Here is a 15,107-nt window from a genome sequence, read left to right as displayed (position 1 = left end):
AACAACCGGGAATTTCTGTGGTGCTTACGTTTCGTTGCTCACTGCTATTGATGCGCGTTTTTTAAAAAGGTTTCCTTTCATGGCGAATAACACCACCGGGTTGATACGAATAATTAAAGCAGCAGGTTACTCCTGGAAAGGCATTTGCGCCGCCTGGAAGAACGAAGCGGCGTTTCGCCAGGAGGGCGTCGCGGCGATTGTCGCCATTGCTATCGCCTGCTGGCTGGATGTCGATCCGATTACCCGGGTGTTGCTGATTGGCTCCGTCATTCTGGTGATGATAGTTGAGATCCTTAATAGCGCCCTCGAAGCGGTGGTCGATCGCATCGGCCCGGAATTTCATGAGCTTTCCGGGCGCGCCAAAGACATGGGCTCGGCGGCGGTACTGTTTGCTATTTTACTGGCGCTGATGACCTGGGGCATATTGCTCTGGTCAAATTTGCGATAACTCTTCCAGATGTCGCTAACATGCGGATATTTGCTCATTTTGTGGTTTCAAAATCACCGTTAGCTGTATATACTCACAGCATTACTGTATATGCACCCAGGGGGCGGAATGAAAAGTTTAACGGCCAGACAGCAAGAGGTGTTTGATCTCATTCGGGATCACATCAGCCAAACCGGCATGCCTCCCACTCGTGCGGAGATTGCACAGCGTCTGGGCTTTCGTTCTCCTAACGCTGCAGAAGAACATTTAAAAGCCCTGGCGCGTAAAGGGGTGATTGAAATCGTTTCTGGCGCATCGCGCGGTCTGCGTTTGCTGGTGGAAGAGGAAGAGGGGTTGCCGCTGGTTGGGCGCGTTGCCGCGGGCGAACCGCTGTTAGCTCAGCAGCATATCGAAGGCCATTACCAGGTCGATCCCGGCTTGTTTAAGCCCAGCGCGGATTTCCTGCTGCGCGTTAGCGGTATGTCGATGAAAGATATCGGGATTATGGACGGCGATTTGCTCGCGGTGCATAAAACTCAGGATGTACGTAACGGCCAGGTGGTGGTCGCGCGCATCGATGACGAAGTGACCGTTAAGCGCCTGAACAAACAGGGCAACACGGTGCAGTTACTGCCGGAAAACAGCGAATTCTCCCCAATCGTTGTTGACCTGCGCCAGCAGGCCTTTTCTATCGAAGGGCTTGCTGTCGGCGTGATCCGCAACGGCGAGTGGCTGTAAGCTCTGCTGTCTGATTTGAAGCCGTAGCGCGCCGCGTTACGGCTTTTTGCTTTCCAGAATTCCCTACCGCTACGGATTGCGTCATGCCATTTTTCACGTCTGCTGATAAAGCATTGTGGCGCCTGGCGCTACCCATGATCTTCTCCAATATTACCGTGCCGCTGCTCGGCCTGGTGGATACCGCCGTTATCGGCCATCTCGATAGCCCCGTTTATTTAGCCGGTGTCGCCATTGGCGCAACCGCCACCAGTTTTCTGTTTATGCTGCTGCTGTTTCTGCGAATGAGCACCACCGGGTTAACCGCCCAGGCATTTGGTGCAAAAAACCCGCAGGCGATGGCGCGAGCCCTGGTGCAACCGCTACTGCTGGCGGTGCTGGCCGGGGTGGCGATTATGCTGTTACAGACCCCGCTGATTAACCTGGCGTTGCATATCGTAGGCGGCAGCGAAGAAGTATTACATCAGGCGCGGCGCTTTCTGGAAATCCGCTGGCTAAGCGCGCCTGCGACGCTGGCGAACCTGGTGCTGTTAGGCTGGTTATTGGGGGTGCAGTACGCGCGAGCGCCAGTGATCCTGCTGGTTGTTGGCAATGTGCTGAATATCGCACTCGACCTGTGGCTGGTGGTGGGGCTGGATATGAACGTGCAGGGCGCTGCGCTGGCAACGGTGGCGGCGGAATACATCACGCTGATCGTCGGATTGCTGATGGCCTGGCATGTCATGACGCTGCGGGGCATCAATCCGGCAATGCTGCTCTCTGCCTGGCGCGGCGATATCTGGCGTTTACTGGCGCTCAATCGCGACATTATGCTGCGTTCGCTGCTGCTGCAAATCTGTTTCGCCAGCGTCACGATTTTAGGGGCGCGGATGGGTAGCGATGTGGTGGCGGTGAATGCCGTCCTGATGACGCTGCTGACGTTCACCGCCTACGCACTGGATGGTTTCGCCTATGCGGTGGAAGCCCATTCCGGGCAGGCTTACGGCGCAGGTAACAGCAACCAACTGATTAAAGTCTGGCATGCCGCCTGTCGCCAGGCGGGCCTGGTGGCGCTGATGTTCGCTACGGTTTATGCGCTTTGGGGCGAGCATATTGTTGCGCTACTGACCTCGCTGCCGGTTTTACAACAGCAAGCGGATCGTTACCTCGGCTGGCAGGTTGTGCTGCCGCTGGTTGGCGTGTGGTGTTATCTGCTGGACGGCATGTTTATCGGCGCTACCCGTGGCGCGGAAATGCGTAACAGTATGGCCGTGGCGGCTGCGGGTTTCGGCGTGACATTAATCGCTTTGCCCTGGCTGGGTAATCACGGGCTATGGCTGGCGGTAGCGGTATTTCTGGCATTGCGCGGGCTGTCGTTATGGCTCATCTGGCGGCGCCACTGGCAGCGCAATAGCTGGTTCAACGAGACGGGTCATGGTTAGTTACATCTGCTGACTCTCATTTAATTTCTGAATATCTGTTTGATATATAAAATTTTTGTATCATTAATGCCGATTTTTATCTTTCGCGCTTGGTTAAAGATTCTGAATGTTTCAAACGAGTCGGAATGGTCGACTAAACTCATTATCACGTCCAGCAGATAATAACTGTTAAACACGGACGATAAACATTTAGCGTTTATAACCGAACGATGAGGACTACATCATGAATAAAGACGAAGTCGGCGGTAACTGGAAACAGTTCAAAGGTAAAATGAAAGAGCAGTGGGGTAAACTCACTGACGACGATATGACCGTTATCGAAGGTAAACGCGATCAGCTCGTAGGGAAAATCCAGGAACGTTATGGATACGAGAAAGATCAGGCAGAGAACGAAGTAAAAGACTGGGAAACCCGTAACGATTACCGCTGGTAATCCCCGTCGTTTCTCTGCTTAGCCACCCTCATGGCTACCCTGCCAGGTACAAGGATGTACCATTAACGCCTTCACTTACCGCGTTTTTTCACCTGAACTGAATGGTCGTGACCACAGTGTTCCGGGTGACGGCACGATTCTACCTCTTTGCAGCCTGAGCACAGCCCGTGCGCTTCAATGACATTATGCCGCAGCGTAAAGCCCATATCGGCGGCTAACGCATCCATGATCTTCTCTACACCCTGCGCGCTCTGCTCTTTGACGACGCCGCAGCGGTCGCAAATAAACATCGCTGAAGTATGCGTCGGTTGATCGAACAGATGGCACAGAACATAGCTGTTGGTTGATTCAACCTTGTGAACAAACCCTTGCTCCAGCAGGAAGTCCAGCGCCCGATAGACTGTCGGCGGCTTAGCCTGCGGCTCGGATTCGCGCAGCAAATCCAGGAGATCGTAAGCGCTAATCGCGCCTTTTTGTAACGTCATTAAGCGCAACACTTCGAGGCGCTGCGGGGTCAGGCGTACGTTTCGTTGCTGGCAAAGATCTTCTGCCAGGGCAAGCATATGTTGTGACGTCGTCGTATCCATCAGCATCCCCATGGGTCACGTAAAACGCTTATTTTATCATGATCCGTCCAAAACGCCGACAGTGCGCAGGATCGTTCTTCCGCTTCGTTTTTCGCAAGCTCATCCATACGTATCAGTTCGATTGAAAAAAACCACATCTATAAATATTAAAGACTTACAAATAATGAACATGAGCCGCCTGAAGGCGGCGCGCTTTCAGGGCTCTGACGCCTGTCTTTCATAGGGACATTTGCCGCCAACATTTTCCGCTGTGCAGGGACACAGCGCCTGTTACGCAACCTATGACGAGACAAACTCCTGTGAAAAAAATAAAACTTTCTATAACAGCATTAGCAGTTTTTTTGGTGGTAACGAGTGAGGCCAGGGCGGCTAATACCTGGACGGAAGCGCGTGGAGATGCAATGGGAGGAACCGGCGTCGCGTCTGCGCATTATGGCAGCGGGGTACTGATTAACCCGGCGTTGCTGGCAAAAGCGCAGCCAGAAGATTCTGTCACCATTATTTTCCCCACCGTGGGCGCGCAAATCAGCGATAAAGACAATTTACAGGACGAAATCGATAACATTAGTGATCGTATTGATTACTACAAAGAGGTGATTAACGATTTTGGTCCGGAAGACTTATTGAACCTCGGCGAATCAGTCCAACAGTTTCAGAATGCCGCAGGTGAACTGGCGGATCAGCTAGAGTCGCTGGAGGGCAAAATCGCCACCGCGCGAGCGGGGGCCGGGCTGGCCGTCAGTATTCCCAGCGATATGCTCTCGGTCGCTTTTGTGGCGAAAGGCTATGCCCATGCCCGGGTCAGTTCCTGGATCGATCAGGAGGATATTACGTACCTGAGAGGGATCCAGGGAAGCGAGGCCATTGCCATTGACGTTGCGCGCGATGCCATCCTGAACGGTAGTGATGAGATCACCGATAACCTTCACTCTACCGGTTTTGGTCGCGTGGCGATTGTTTCCGACTATGGCGTTGCTTTTGCAAAGCAATTCGATATGGGCGGCGTGCCGGTTTCTTTCGGCGTGACCCCGAAGCTGCAAAAAACCTGGCTGTATAATTACAGTGTGCCAATTTATGCCTACGACAGTAGCGACTGGAACAGTAGCCGTTACCGTACTGACAATACCGGTTTCAACGTTGACGCCGGTTTAGCCGCCGATCTTAGTGAAAACTGGACCGTTGGCCTGAGCGGGCAGAACCTGATTTCTCGCGATATTAATGCCAAAGAGGTCAACGGTTTTCGCGATAGTTATGAAATTACGCCGCTGGTCACGGCGGGTGTTGCCTGGCATAGCGGTATTTTGACCCTGGCGGCTGATGGCGATCTCACCGAAACCAAAGGATTCAAAAGCGAAGATAACAGCCAGTACGCCGGCGTGGGGGCGGAAGTGCGCCCACTCCCCTGGTTGGCGGTGCGCGCCGGTTATCGTGCCGATATGAAAGGCAATGATAATGACGTGTTTACCGCCGGGCTGGGCTTCGCGCCGTTTAACCGGGTGCATATCGATTTAACCGGTATTGTCGGCGAGAAAGAAACCTGGGGAGCAGGAGCGCAACTTAAAGTCACCTTCTAAAATCACTGGACGGAATGGCGACATTCCGCCCATTTTTACAGAGTGTGGTATAGTGTCGCCCCTTTTTTAACCTGATACGCCATCGTTTGATTATGCTGCCAGAATCTCAACCCACCGTTTTTGCCGCCCATCGCTTTTCTATCGCGCCGATGCTCGACTGGACTGACAGACATTGCCGTTATTTCCTGCGCCTGCTGTCAAGCCATACGCTGCTGTATACCGAAATGGTGACCACCGGGGCGATTATCCACGGCAAAGGCGACTATCTGGCATTCAATGAAGAAGAGCATCCGGTGGCATTGCAGCTCGGCGGTAGCGATCCGGCAGCGCTGGCGCAGTGCGCGAAACTGGCTGAAGCGCGCGGCTACGACGAGATCAACCTTAACGTCGGCTGCCCGTCCGACCGTGTACAGAACGGTATGTTCGGTGCCTGCCTGATGGGCAATGCGCAGCTGGTAGCGGACTGTATCAAGGCGATGCGCGACGTGGTGTCCATTCCGGTCACTGTAAAAACCCGTATCGGCATTGACGCCCAGGACAGCTACGAATTCCTTTGTGATTTTATCAACACCGTGTCCGGCAAGGGCGAATGCGAGATGTTTATCATCCATGCCCGTAAAGCCTGGCTTTCCGGCCTGAGCCCGAAGGAAAACCGCGAAATCCCGCCGCTGGACTATCCGCGCGTGTATCAACTGAAGCGTGATTTTCCACATTTGACCCTGTCGATTAACGGCGGCATCACGTCTCTTGAGCAGGCGAAAGTCCATCTGGCGCATATGGATGGGGTGATGGTCGGGCGTGAGGCGTATCAAAACCCAGGGATTCTGGCGGCGGTCGATAGAGAAATCTTCGGCGTGGAGAGCCACCTGGCCGATCCGGTTGCGGTGGTGCGCGCCATGTACCCCTATATCGAGCGCGAGCTGAGCCAGGGGGCGTATCTTGGCCACATCACCCGTCATATGCTCGGGCTGTTTCAGGGCGTACCCGGTGCGCGCCAGTGGCGGCGCTATTTAAGCGAAAATGCCCATAAAGCGGGCGCGGATGTGGATGTGCTGGAACGCGCGCTGCAAAAAGTCGCTAATCCGCAATAAATTTTTCACTAAAAAGTAGTCAAATTCGCTACGCCTCGTCCGTCGTGACGGGGCGTAGCTCTTTAAAATCAACGAATTAACTTTGGCATGTTTCTTGTAATAGCACTCTCAGGAACGTATTTTTTTGGGAGAGAAAGCCATGCTGGAAATTCTGTTCGTGTTAGGGTTTTTTGTGATGCTACTGGTGACCGGCGTGTCGCTGCTCGGCATACTGGTGGCGCTGGCAGTGGCGACGGCATTAATGTTTGTCGGCGGATTATTCGCGATTATTTTTAAAGTTTTGCCCTGGTTATTACTGGCAATCGCCATCGTTTGGGTGGTACGGACAATAAAACAGCCGAAGCTTCCGCTTTATCAGCGCAACAACCGTTGGCGTTACTAAGGATTGCGGCATGGGTCACAACCTGATGATCCGGTAAGGATTTATTCAGGGTGCTGCGTAGGAATTGCAGGGTTAATCTGTCAGTATGCACGGGTTAACGAATTCATCGCAGCTGTACCCTACATACGGCGCGAACTATAAAAAGAAAGGGCTTCCTGCGGGAAGCCCTAATTCTTTCTACGGTATCAACAAACTGGAACCCTGGGTTGCCCGGCTTTCCAGCGTTTCATGGGCTTTTTGCGCATCCTTTAACGCAAAGCGCTGCTCTGGCGAGACATCCACTTTGATGACTCCGCTGGCGATCAGCGAGAACAGTTCGTTGCTGGCTTCTTCCAGTTCTGCGCGGTTAGTGACGTAGCCGTTCAGCGAGGGACGCGTGACAAACAATGAGCCTTTCTGGTTGAGAATGCCGAGATTGACGCCAGTCACCGGCCCCGAGGCGTTACCGAAGCTGACCATCAGGCCGCGGCGTTGCAAACAGTCCAGCGACGCTTCCCAGGTCTCTTTACCCACCGAGTCGTAAACCACCCGCACTTTTTTGCCGCCGGTAATTTCGCGTACCCGCTCAGCGATGCTTTCTTCTTTATAGTTGATAACCTGCCACGCACCGGCCTGTTTGGCGCGTTCCGCTTTTTGCGCAGAGCCGACGGTGCCGATCAGTTTTGAACCCAGCGCTTTGGCCCACTGGCAGGCGATAAGCCCCACGCCGCCCGCCGCCGCGTGGAACAGGAACGGTTCGTCGGGTTTAATCTCATAGGTTTTGCGCAGCAGATAGAACACCGTCAGCCCTTTCAGGAACGACGCGGCGGCCTGTTCATAAGAGATAGCGTCGGGCAATAGGGCGACTTTATCGGCAGGGACGTTGTGTATTTCGCTGTAGGCACCGAGGGACGACTGGGCATACACCACGCGATCCCCCGCTTTGATATGCGTAACGCCTTTGCCGACTTTGCTTACCACGCCAGCGGCTTCGCTGCCCAGCCCGCTGGGCAGCGCTGGCGGCGGATATAGCCCGCTGCGGATATAGGTATCGATGTAGTTAATACCGATGGCTTTATTCTCGACCTGGACTTCATTTTCCGCCGGATCGCCAGGGGTGAACTCAACCGCTTTGAGCACGTCGGGGCCGCCATGCTTTTGAAACTCAATGCGTATTGCCATGTATCCTCCGCTGTCATATCGTTTGGGCGCGGGTACCTCGTGAAATCACGCGGCATTGCGGGTGTGTGCGCGATGCAACTTGTTTCCCCAGGGTATATAATGCCCGTCCCCCTAATCTAACTCGGTAACTCCATTCACTATGGCAGGAAATAAACCCTTCAACAAACCCACTGAACCTCGCGATCCGCAAGTCGCCGGGTTGAAAATCCCCCCGCATTCGATTGAAGCGGAACAGTCGGTGTTGGGTGGTTTAATGCTGGATAACGAACGCTGGGACGATGTGGCTGAACGCGTCGTCGCGGAAGATTTCTATACTCGCCCGCATCGCCATATCTTTACCGAAATGCACCGTTTACAGGAGATGGGCAAACCCATCGACCTGATTACGCTGTCTGAATCGTTAGAGCAACAGGGGCAGCTTGATAGTGTCGGTGGTTTCGCCTATCTGGCGGAGTTATCGAAAAACACGCCGAGCGCCGCGAACATCAGCGCGTATGCCGACATCGTGCGCGAACGCGCGGTGGTGCGCGACATGATTTCCGTCGCCAACGAAATCGCCGATGCCGGTTTCGACCCGCAGGGGCGCAGCAGCGAAGACCTGCTGGATCTGGCGGAGTCGCGGGTGTTTCAGATTGCTGAAAACCGCGCCAATAAAGACGAAGGCCCAAAGAGTATCGATCAGATCCTCGAAGCGACGGTGGCGCGTATCGAAACGCTCTACCAACAGCCTCATGACGGCGTAACCGGGGTCGATACCGGCTACCAGGATCTGAACAAGAAAACTGCTGGGTTGCAGCGTTCCGACCTGATTATCGTGGCGGCACGTCCTTCAATGGGTAAAACCACCTTCGCCATGAACCTGTGCGAAAACGCCGCCATGTTGCAGGATAAACCGGTGCTGATTTTCAGCCTGGAGATGCCCGGCGAGCAGATTATGATGCGTATGCTGGCGTCGCTGTCGCGCGTGGACCAGACGCGTATCCGTACCGGCCAGTTGGATGACGAAGACTGGGCGCGGATCTCCGGCACCATGGGCATCCTGCTTGAGAAGCGCAATATGTATATTGATGACTCCTCCGGCCTGACGCCCACCGAAGTGCGCTCCCGCGCGCGGCGTATTTTTCGCGAGCACGGCGGGTTAAGCATGATCATGATCGACTACCTGCAATTGATGCGTGTGCCGTCGCTTTCCGATAACCGTACCCTGGAAATTGCTGAAATCTCCCGCTCGCTGAAAGCGCTGGCGAAAGAGTTGCAGGTGCCGGTGGTGGCGCTCTCCCAGCTTAACCGCTCGCTGGAACAGCGTGCCGATAAACGCCCGGTTAACTCCGACCTGCGTGAATCCGGCTCCATCGAACAGGACGCCGACTTAATTATGTTTATCTATCGTGATGAGGTGTATCACGAGAACAGCGACCTGAAAGGGATCGCGGAAATCATTATTGGTAAACAGCGTAACGGGCCGATCGGTACGGTGCGGCTGACGTTTAACGGGCAGTGGTCGCGGTTTGATAATTACGCAGGTCCCCAATACGATGACGAATAAATCCCCGTCATCATTCACGCCGCAGGTGCGTTGACTTCGCGCGCTCACCCCAGTCACTTACTTATGTAAGCTCCTGGGGATTCACGCACTCGTCGCCTTCCTGCAACGCGAATGATTTAGGGATTCCCCATGAAATCCACACAAATGCAAGGAATGACATGCAAGCGGCAACCGTAGTGATTAACCGCCGCGCTCTGCGACACAACCTGCAACGCCTGCGCGAACTGGCTCCGGACAGTCGCATGGTGGCGGTTGTGAAAGCAAACGCCTATGGCCACGGTCTACTGGAGACCGCGCGTACCTTAACTGACGCCGATGCCTTCGGCGTTGCCCGTCTGGAAGAAGCGCTGCGCTTGCGGGAAGGGGGCATCAAACAGCCTGTCCTGCTGCTCGAAGGTTTCTTCAATGCCGACGATCTACCAGCTATCTCCCGCGAAGGCTTCCATACGGTGGTGCATAACGACGCGCAACTGGCGGCGCTGGAACAGACGACGCTGGATGAACCTGTCACCGTCTGGATGAAACTGGATACTGGCATGCACCGTCTGGGCGTACTGCCGGAACACGCCGAGGCGTTCTATGCCCGGCTTAGCGCCTGTAAAAACGTGCGTCAGCCGGTGAATATCGTCAGCCATTTTGCCCGCGCCGATGAACCGGAATGCGGCGCAACCGAAAAACAGCTCGCCATCTTTAATCAATTCACCGAAGGGAAGCCGGGCCAGCGCTCTATTGGCGCGTCGGGCGGCATCCTGCTGTGGCCACAATCCCATCTTGAGTGGGTGCGCCCGGGCATTATTCTTTACGGCGTCTCTCCACTGGATAACAAACCCTGGGGCGAGGACTTCGGGTTTAAACCGGTGATGACGCTGACCTCCAGCCTGATCGCCGTGCGCGAGCACAAAGCGGGCGAACCGGTGGGCTACGGCGGTACTTGGGTCAGCGAGCGAGATACCCGGCTGGGCGTGATTGCGCTGGGTTATGGCGATGGCTACCCGCGCAGCGCGCCGTCCGGTACGCCGGTACGGGTTAACGGCCGCGAAGTGCCCATCGTTGGGCGCGTGGCGATGGATATGATTTGCGTCGACCTCGGCCCGGATGCGCAGGAGCGGGTGGGTGACGGCGTAGTAATGTGGGGTGAGGGTTTGCCCGTTGAACGTATCGCGGCCATGACAAAAGTGAGCGCTTACGAACTTATCACCCGGTTAACGCCGCGCATGGCGACGCGCTATCTCGATTAACGCTACAGGCCGTTTTTCCTCGCAGAAACGGCTTTGCAAACTTCCTCTCGATCTCCTGTGGTCTCCGGTTTATTGTGTGACGTTACTACACCGTAAACCAGGAGTACCTCAGCGTGTTTCAAAAAGTTGACGCCTATGCGGGCGACCCCATTCTGTCTTTGATGGAGCGTTTCAAAGAAGATCCTCGCGCCGATAAAGTGAACCTGAGCATCGGGCTGTATTACAACGAAGACGGTATTATTCCGCAGCTTCAGGCCGTCGCCAGGGCTGAGGAGCGCCTGAACGCGCAGCCGCATGGCGCATCGCTGTATCTGCCAATGGAAGGACTAAACAGCTACCGTCACACCATTGCGCCGCTGCTTTTTGGTGCCGATCATCCTGTTCTCCGGCAACAGCGCGTGGCGACTATTCAGACGCTGGGCGGTTCAGGGGCGCTAAAAGTCGGCGCGGATTTCCTGAAACGCTACTTTCCTGATTCCGGCGTGTGGGTCAGCGACCCGACGTGGGAAAACCACGTTGCCATATTTGAAGGGGCTGGATTCGAAGTAAGTACTTACCCCTGGTTTGATAACGACTCCAAAGGCGTACGTTTTGAGGCATTGCTGGAGAAACTCAATACCCTGCCAGCACGCAGCATTGTGCTGCTGCATCCGTGCTGCCACAACCCGACCGGTTCCGATCTCAATAACGCCCAGTGGGATGCCGTGGTTGAGGTACTGAAAACGTGTGAGCTGATCCCCTTCCTGGATATCGCTTATCAGGGCTTTGGCGCAGGCATGGAGCAAGACGCTTACGCGATCCGCGCTATCGCCAGCGCGGGTTTGCCAGCACTGGTCAGTAATTCATTTTCTAAAATCTTCTCGCTGTATGGTGAGCGCGTAGGGGGCCTGTCAATTGTCTGCGAAGATGCGGAAACGACCGGTCGCGTGCTGGGCCAGCTTAAAGCCACCGTGCGTCGCAACTACTCCAGCCCGCCGAATTTTGGTGCGCAGGTGGTGGCGCTGGTTCTGGGCGATGATGAACTGAAAGCCAACTGGCTGGCGGAAGTGGAAGCGATGCGTACCCGCATTCTGGCGATGCGTCAGGCCCTGGTCGAGGTGCTGAAAGACGCGGTGCCGGGTCGTAACTTTGATTACCTGCTCCAGCAGCGCGGTATGTTTAGCTATACCGGATTGAGTGCGGCGCAGGTGGATCGGTTGCGTGATGAGTTCGGTGTCTACCTGATCGCCAGCGGCCGCATGTGCGTCGCCGGGCTTAACAGCCGTAATGTACATCGTGTGGCCCAGGCGTTTGCTGCCGTGATGTAATACACGACATCCGTTGGTTTATAAGAAAGCATCGCAAAGTATGGCGATGCTTTTTTGCAGGCGTTCCATTGTTAAGTTATGAGATCAATATTTTCATTTGTAAATTCCGGGAAATATATAATCACAGTAAATCATATGGTTTACTGTGATTATATGAACAAAAATCTCTCAGCAGCAAAGCAATTAAAGCGAGAATTTTAAATGTATTCTTAAAACCCCATTGCATCGATAAATATATTACATTGCTGAATTATACAGTTATGATTAAAGATGATCGCTTTTCCTTCATTTATTCTTCATGAGCAATATATTTTTTTACAATGCCAATTAGCCTCTAAGTCCCAACGATAATATAAAGACGCAGTTTTCGCTTTCTGCAAGCCACATCTACTTCAGCATAGAGCAAAAATAAAAAGGGTTCTATAAAAATAGCATTGTTTTACAAGGATAAGTTTATGAATACTACTATTGTGCGCCGCGCTAATAATAAACGGGTTTTACACGCAAAAATGGCGCCGGCATGTTTCGCCACTATGCTGGCGCTGGGTATGGTTATGCCGGTACAGGCAGCGATTATTGCTGATAATTCATCTTCTCAGCAGCCATCTATTCACACCAATGCCAATGGTGCGACAATTGTCGACATCAACAAAGCCAGTGCAGAAGGTGTTTCCCATAACGTTTATTCACAATTCAATGTGGATCAGAATGGCGTTATTCTGAACAACAGCGGCGCTTCCACTAACACGCAACTGGCTGGTCAGATTGACGGCAACGCGAATATGGCGAATGGCAGCGCGAAAGTCATTCTGAACGAAGTGCGCTCTTCTGACCCGAGCCAGTTAAATGGCATGGTGGAAGTGGCGGGTCAATCAGCCCGCGTGATTATTGCTAACCCGTCAGGCATTACTTGCGATGGTTGCGGCTTTATCAATACCAATCACGCTACGCTCTCTACGGGTACCGCGACCTTTGATGCCAAAGGTAATGTGAATGGTTTTGACGTGAAGAGAGGCCAGGTGGTGATTACGGGTAAGGGGATGGATACATCTTCTACCCAGTACACCGATATCATCGCGCGTTCCGTGAAAGTGAATGCTCAGCTTAAAGCGAACGAGCTGAATATCACCACCGGCAGCAACCATTTTGATAAAAATGGCCGGGCAACGGCGATTAAAGGCGAAGGCAATGCGCCGCAGCTGGCACTGGATGTTTCCAGCCTGGGCTCCATGTATGCCAACAAAATCTACATGAAAGGCACTGAAACGGGCGTGGGCGTGCGTATCGATCATGCCGATTTGACTGCCAATGATTCTCTGTCCATTGATACCAAGGGCGTGCTGGAAAACAATGGCGGTCGTATTAGCGGTGCTAATAATGTGGTATTGCATGGTAACGATGTACTTAACCATAATGGGCAGATCGTTTCCAACAATATGGTTTCCGTTAATGCTGATAGCACCGTTGACAACATCCAAGGAAAAATCTCCGGTCAGTCCGTGAGTATTAATGGTAAAAATGCGCTGAACGACCGGGGCACTATTCATGGTGACCGCGATGTTAACGTGACCACCGACTCACTGGTGAATACCAACGGTAATATCAACAGTGATGGTAGCCTGGCTCTGAACCGTGCGACATCAAACTACTATTACAGTAATCCAGGCGATGGTCTGAATAACCGTAACGGTAGCATTAGCGCGAAAGGCGATCTGAACATTAATACTGCCAATATCGATAACGCAAGTGGCCATATTACCACCAACGGTGCGTTGAATATCAGCACGGGTACGCTGATTAACGATCACGGCGTTATTTCTTCAGGCAATGCGAATGCTGCAACCTTTAGTTCAATCAGCGCACAAACGCTTAACAACAATAACGGCACTATCGTCGCGAAGGGTGCTGACGATATGTTAAACGTTGATGCTGGATATGATCTGACTAACCGTGGCGGCGATATTCACAGCAACGGTTCACTGTCAGTGAGCGGTATGAATGCCATGCTGGATAACACATTGGGTTCACTATCTGCCGACAAAGATTTAAGCATTTACGCTAACGCTTATTCTTCAGACGCAAATAGCAAGATGACGGCGGGCAAGCGTGCTGATATCAATGTAACCCACTCTTTCCAGAACGCGGGCCTGATCAAGGCGGGTCAGGATATGTCGCTGAACCTGAACTCTAAGGGCTGGTACAATAATGCGTCTGTCGCTCAGAACAGCGGTGTTATTGATGCCAACGGCAACATGCTGGTTCAAATGAACAGCAGCGAGTTCAGGAACACTGGCAGCATTACCGCTAACATGATGGACTGGCAAGTAAACTCGCTGACCAATAACGGCACCATTAACAGCCGCAACGATCTCGCCATGTATGCTAATAATCTGTACAACGATGGTCAGATTCATGCTGATGGTTCGGCAGTAATCAACGGGAGCTGGCTGACCAATAATCTGCAAGGCGAGATTTCAGCAAACCGTGACGTTAGCGTAATAGCAGATAATTATTTAAGCAACGCAGGTAGTATTCTGGCTGATAATAATGCCAATGTTATGACTATGTCTTACGGCTATTCTCCGATGACAGCGGAAAACACCGGTAAGATAGCGGCAGGTAATGGCCTTAACCTGAGCATGAACGGTGCTAACTTTTATAACAGCGGTACACTGGATGCTGGTAATACCTTGAATATCGATGCGCGTTATATTAATAACGATGGCGTGATTAGCAGTGAAGGCGATGTTCATCTGAACGCTGACGGCGGTATTAACAACAACGCATCAGGAAAAATTACAGGTAATAAAGTTACTACCACGGGTTATGTCAACAATATGGGTACTATTACTCAGACTGGTGATAACGGCAATACTGATAACAGCAATACCGATAACAGCAATACCGATAACAGCAATACCGATAACGGCAATACCGATAACGGTAACAGCTCTGCTGACGTTCAGCCGAACGGTACTCCTGATGGTAAAGGTGGCGTTTGGGAAAATGGTGTCGTTTATGCGCCGGGTGATATGTATTACGGGCACGTGGTCCAGGACATTATTTACTATCCGGGCGGTTACTCTATCGCTACTGCATGGTAATTTAATCAGATAATATTCAAGCCCCATTTTAGATGGGGCTTTTTAAATTGCTTTATTATTAATTACTTTAATATTCGCTTAAGCGAATATTTTTTAATCTT

Annotated in this window: 13 protein-coding genes; 11 read left to right on the top strand and 2 right to left on the bottom strand. The window is 52.8% G+C overall.

Annotated elements, in window-relative coordinates; all coding sequences use genetic code 11:
• Window positions 1-79: 79 nt before the first annotated feature.
• The 4 genes from ACVV26_RS20550 (at window position 80) to ACVV26_RS20535 (ending at window position 3,016) form a co-directional block, all read left to right on the top strand.
• A complete protein-coding gene (locus ACVV26_RS20550) occupies window positions 80-448 on the top strand; it encodes a diacylglycerol kinase (protein ID WP_312982112.1) in 369 nt (122 codons plus the stop codon).
• Window positions 449-556: 108 nt separating this feature from the next.
• Window positions 557-1,165, top strand: a complete 609-nt coding sequence (gene lexA, locus ACVV26_RS20545) for a transcriptional repressor LexA (protein ID WP_125294750.1) — start codon at window positions 557-559, stop codon at window positions 1,163-1,165.
• A gap of 83 nt (window positions 1,166-1,248) precedes the next feature.
• Window positions 1,249-2,583 carry an MATE family efflux transporter DinF gene (dinF, locus tag ACVV26_RS20540; RefSeq protein WP_474799100.1) on the top strand — a complete coding sequence of 445 codons (1,335 nt, stop codon included), beginning with the start codon at window positions 1,249-1,251 and terminating at the stop codon, window positions 2,581-2,583.
• 223 nt (window positions 2,584-2,806) lie between these two features.
• Window positions 2,807-3,016 (top strand): CsbD family protein, encoded by a 210-nt coding sequence (locus ACVV26_RS20535; protein ID WP_002438376.1) that lies wholly within the window; start codon window positions 2,807-2,809, stop codon window positions 3,014-3,016.
• Between the two features lie 71 nt (window positions 3,017-3,087).
• Here ACVV26_RS20535 and zur read toward each other — a convergent pair whose 3' ends face one another.
• Window positions 3,088-3,603, bottom strand: a complete 516-nt coding sequence (zur, locus tag ACVV26_RS20530; RefSeq protein WP_312982115.1) for a zinc uptake transcriptional repressor Zur — start codon at window positions 3,601-3,603, stop codon at window positions 3,088-3,090.
• 281 nt (window positions 3,604-3,884) lie between these two features.
• On the opposite strand from zur, the gene ACVV26_RS20525 reads away from it, so the two are divergent.
• From ACVV26_RS20525 to pspG, 3 genes are all read left to right on the top strand, one after another.
• A complete protein-coding gene (locus ACVV26_RS20525) occupies window positions 3,885-5,177 on the top strand; it encodes a conjugal transfer protein TraF (RefSeq protein WP_474799098.1) in 1,293 nt (430 codons plus the stop codon).
• Between the two features lie 92 nt (window positions 5,178-5,269).
• A complete protein-coding gene (gene dusA / locus ACVV26_RS20520; protein ID WP_474799096.1) occupies window positions 5,270-6,268 on the top strand; it encodes a tRNA dihydrouridine(20/20a) synthase DusA in 999 nt (332 codons plus the stop codon).
• Between the two features lie 139 nt (window positions 6,269-6,407).
• On the top strand, window positions 6,408-6,650 hold the full coding sequence (pspG, locus tag ACVV26_RS20515; protein WP_474801942.1) for an envelope stress response protein PspG: 243 nt from the start codon (window positions 6,408-6,410) through the stop codon (window positions 6,648-6,650).
• Between the two features lie 177 nt (window positions 6,651-6,827).
• Here pspG and ACVV26_RS20510 read toward each other — a convergent pair whose 3' ends face one another.
• Window positions 6,828-7,811, bottom strand: coding sequence for a quinone oxidoreductase (locus ACVV26_RS20510; protein WP_474799095.1), 984 nt, complete (start codon window positions 7,809-7,811; stop codon window positions 6,828-6,830).
• A gap of 139 nt (window positions 7,812-7,950) precedes the next feature.
• Here ACVV26_RS20510 and dnaB point away from each other — a divergent pair, with 139 nt between their 5' ends.
• The 4 genes from dnaB (at window position 7,951) to ACVV26_RS20490 (ending at window position 15,006) form a co-directional block, all read left to right on the top strand.
• Window positions 7,951-9,357, top strand: coding sequence for a replicative DNA helicase (gene dnaB / locus ACVV26_RS20505; protein ID WP_125294743.1), 1,407 nt, complete (start codon window positions 7,951-7,953; stop codon window positions 9,355-9,357).
• A gap of 158 nt (window positions 9,358-9,515) precedes the next feature.
• Window positions 9,516-10,595, top strand: coding sequence for an alanine racemase (gene alr, locus ACVV26_RS20500; protein ID WP_474799093.1), 1,080 nt, complete (start codon window positions 9,516-9,518; stop codon window positions 10,593-10,595).
• 113 nt (window positions 10,596-10,708) lie between these two features.
• Window positions 10,709-11,902: an aromatic amino acid transaminase gene (gene tyrB, locus ACVV26_RS20495; RefSeq protein ID WP_474799091.1), complete on the top strand. Its 1,194-nt coding sequence runs from the start codon at window positions 10,709-10,711 to the stop codon at window positions 11,900-11,902.
• A 455-nt stretch (window positions 11,903-12,357) separates the two neighbouring features.
• Entirely contained in the window at window positions 12,358-15,006 is a 2,649-nt protein-coding gene (locus ACVV26_RS20490) for a two-partner secretion domain-containing protein (RefSeq protein ID WP_474799090.1), read from the top strand.
• The last annotated feature ends 101 nt before the right edge of the window (window positions 15,007-15,107 follow it).

This window comes from Atlantibacter sp. MEI4A-1023 (genome assembly GCF_056155425.1).
Note: the sequence above shows the minus strand (reverse complement) of the source record. Positions and strands in the feature narration are given on the sequence as shown.

What these genes read in the sequence shown, in the direction of transcription:
- dusA (WP_474799096.1), top strand. Translation starts at nt 5,270, where the DNA reads ATGCTGCCAGAATCTCAACCCACCGTTTTTGCCGCCCATCGCTTTTCT.
- ACVV26_RS20535 (WP_002438376.1), top strand. Translation starts at nt 2,807, where the DNA reads ATGAATAAAGACGAAGTCGGCGGTAACTGGAAACAGTTCAAAGGTAAA.
- alr (WP_474799093.1), top strand. Translation starts at nt 9,516, where the DNA reads ATGCAAGCGGCAACCGTAGTGATTAACCGCCGCGCTCTGCGACACAAC.
- ACVV26_RS20525 (WP_474799098.1), top strand. Translation starts at nt 3,885, where the DNA reads ATGACGAGACAAACTCCTGTGAAAAAAATAAAACTTTCTATAACAGCA.
- zur (WP_312982115.1), bottom strand. Translation starts at nt 3,603, where the DNA reads ATGGATACGACGACGTCACAACATATGCTTGCCCTGGCAGAAGATCTT.
- lexA (WP_125294750.1), top strand. Translation starts at nt 557, where the DNA reads ATGAAAAGTTTAACGGCCAGACAGCAAGAGGTGTTTGATCTCATTCGG.
- pspG (WP_474801942.1), top strand. Translation starts at nt 6,408, where the DNA reads ATGCTGGAAATTCTGTTCGTGTTAGGGTTTTTTGTGATGCTACTGGTG.
- dnaB (WP_125294743.1), top strand. Translation starts at nt 7,951, where the DNA reads ATGGCAGGAAATAAACCCTTCAACAAACCCACTGAACCTCGCGATCCG.
- ACVV26_RS20490 (WP_474799090.1), top strand. Translation starts at nt 12,358, where the DNA reads ATGAATACTACTATTGTGCGCCGCGCTAATAATAAACGGGTTTTACAC.
- ACVV26_RS20550 (WP_312982112.1), top strand. Translation starts at nt 80, where the DNA reads ATGGCGAATAACACCACCGGGTTGATACGAATAATTAAAGCAGCAGGT.
- ACVV26_RS20510 (WP_474799095.1), bottom strand. Translation starts at nt 7,811, where the DNA reads ATGGCAATACGCATTGAGTTTCAAAAGCATGGCGGCCCCGACGTGCTC.
- dinF (WP_474799100.1), top strand. Translation starts at nt 1,249, where the DNA reads ATGCCATTTTTCACGTCTGCTGATAAAGCATTGTGGCGCCTGGCGCTA.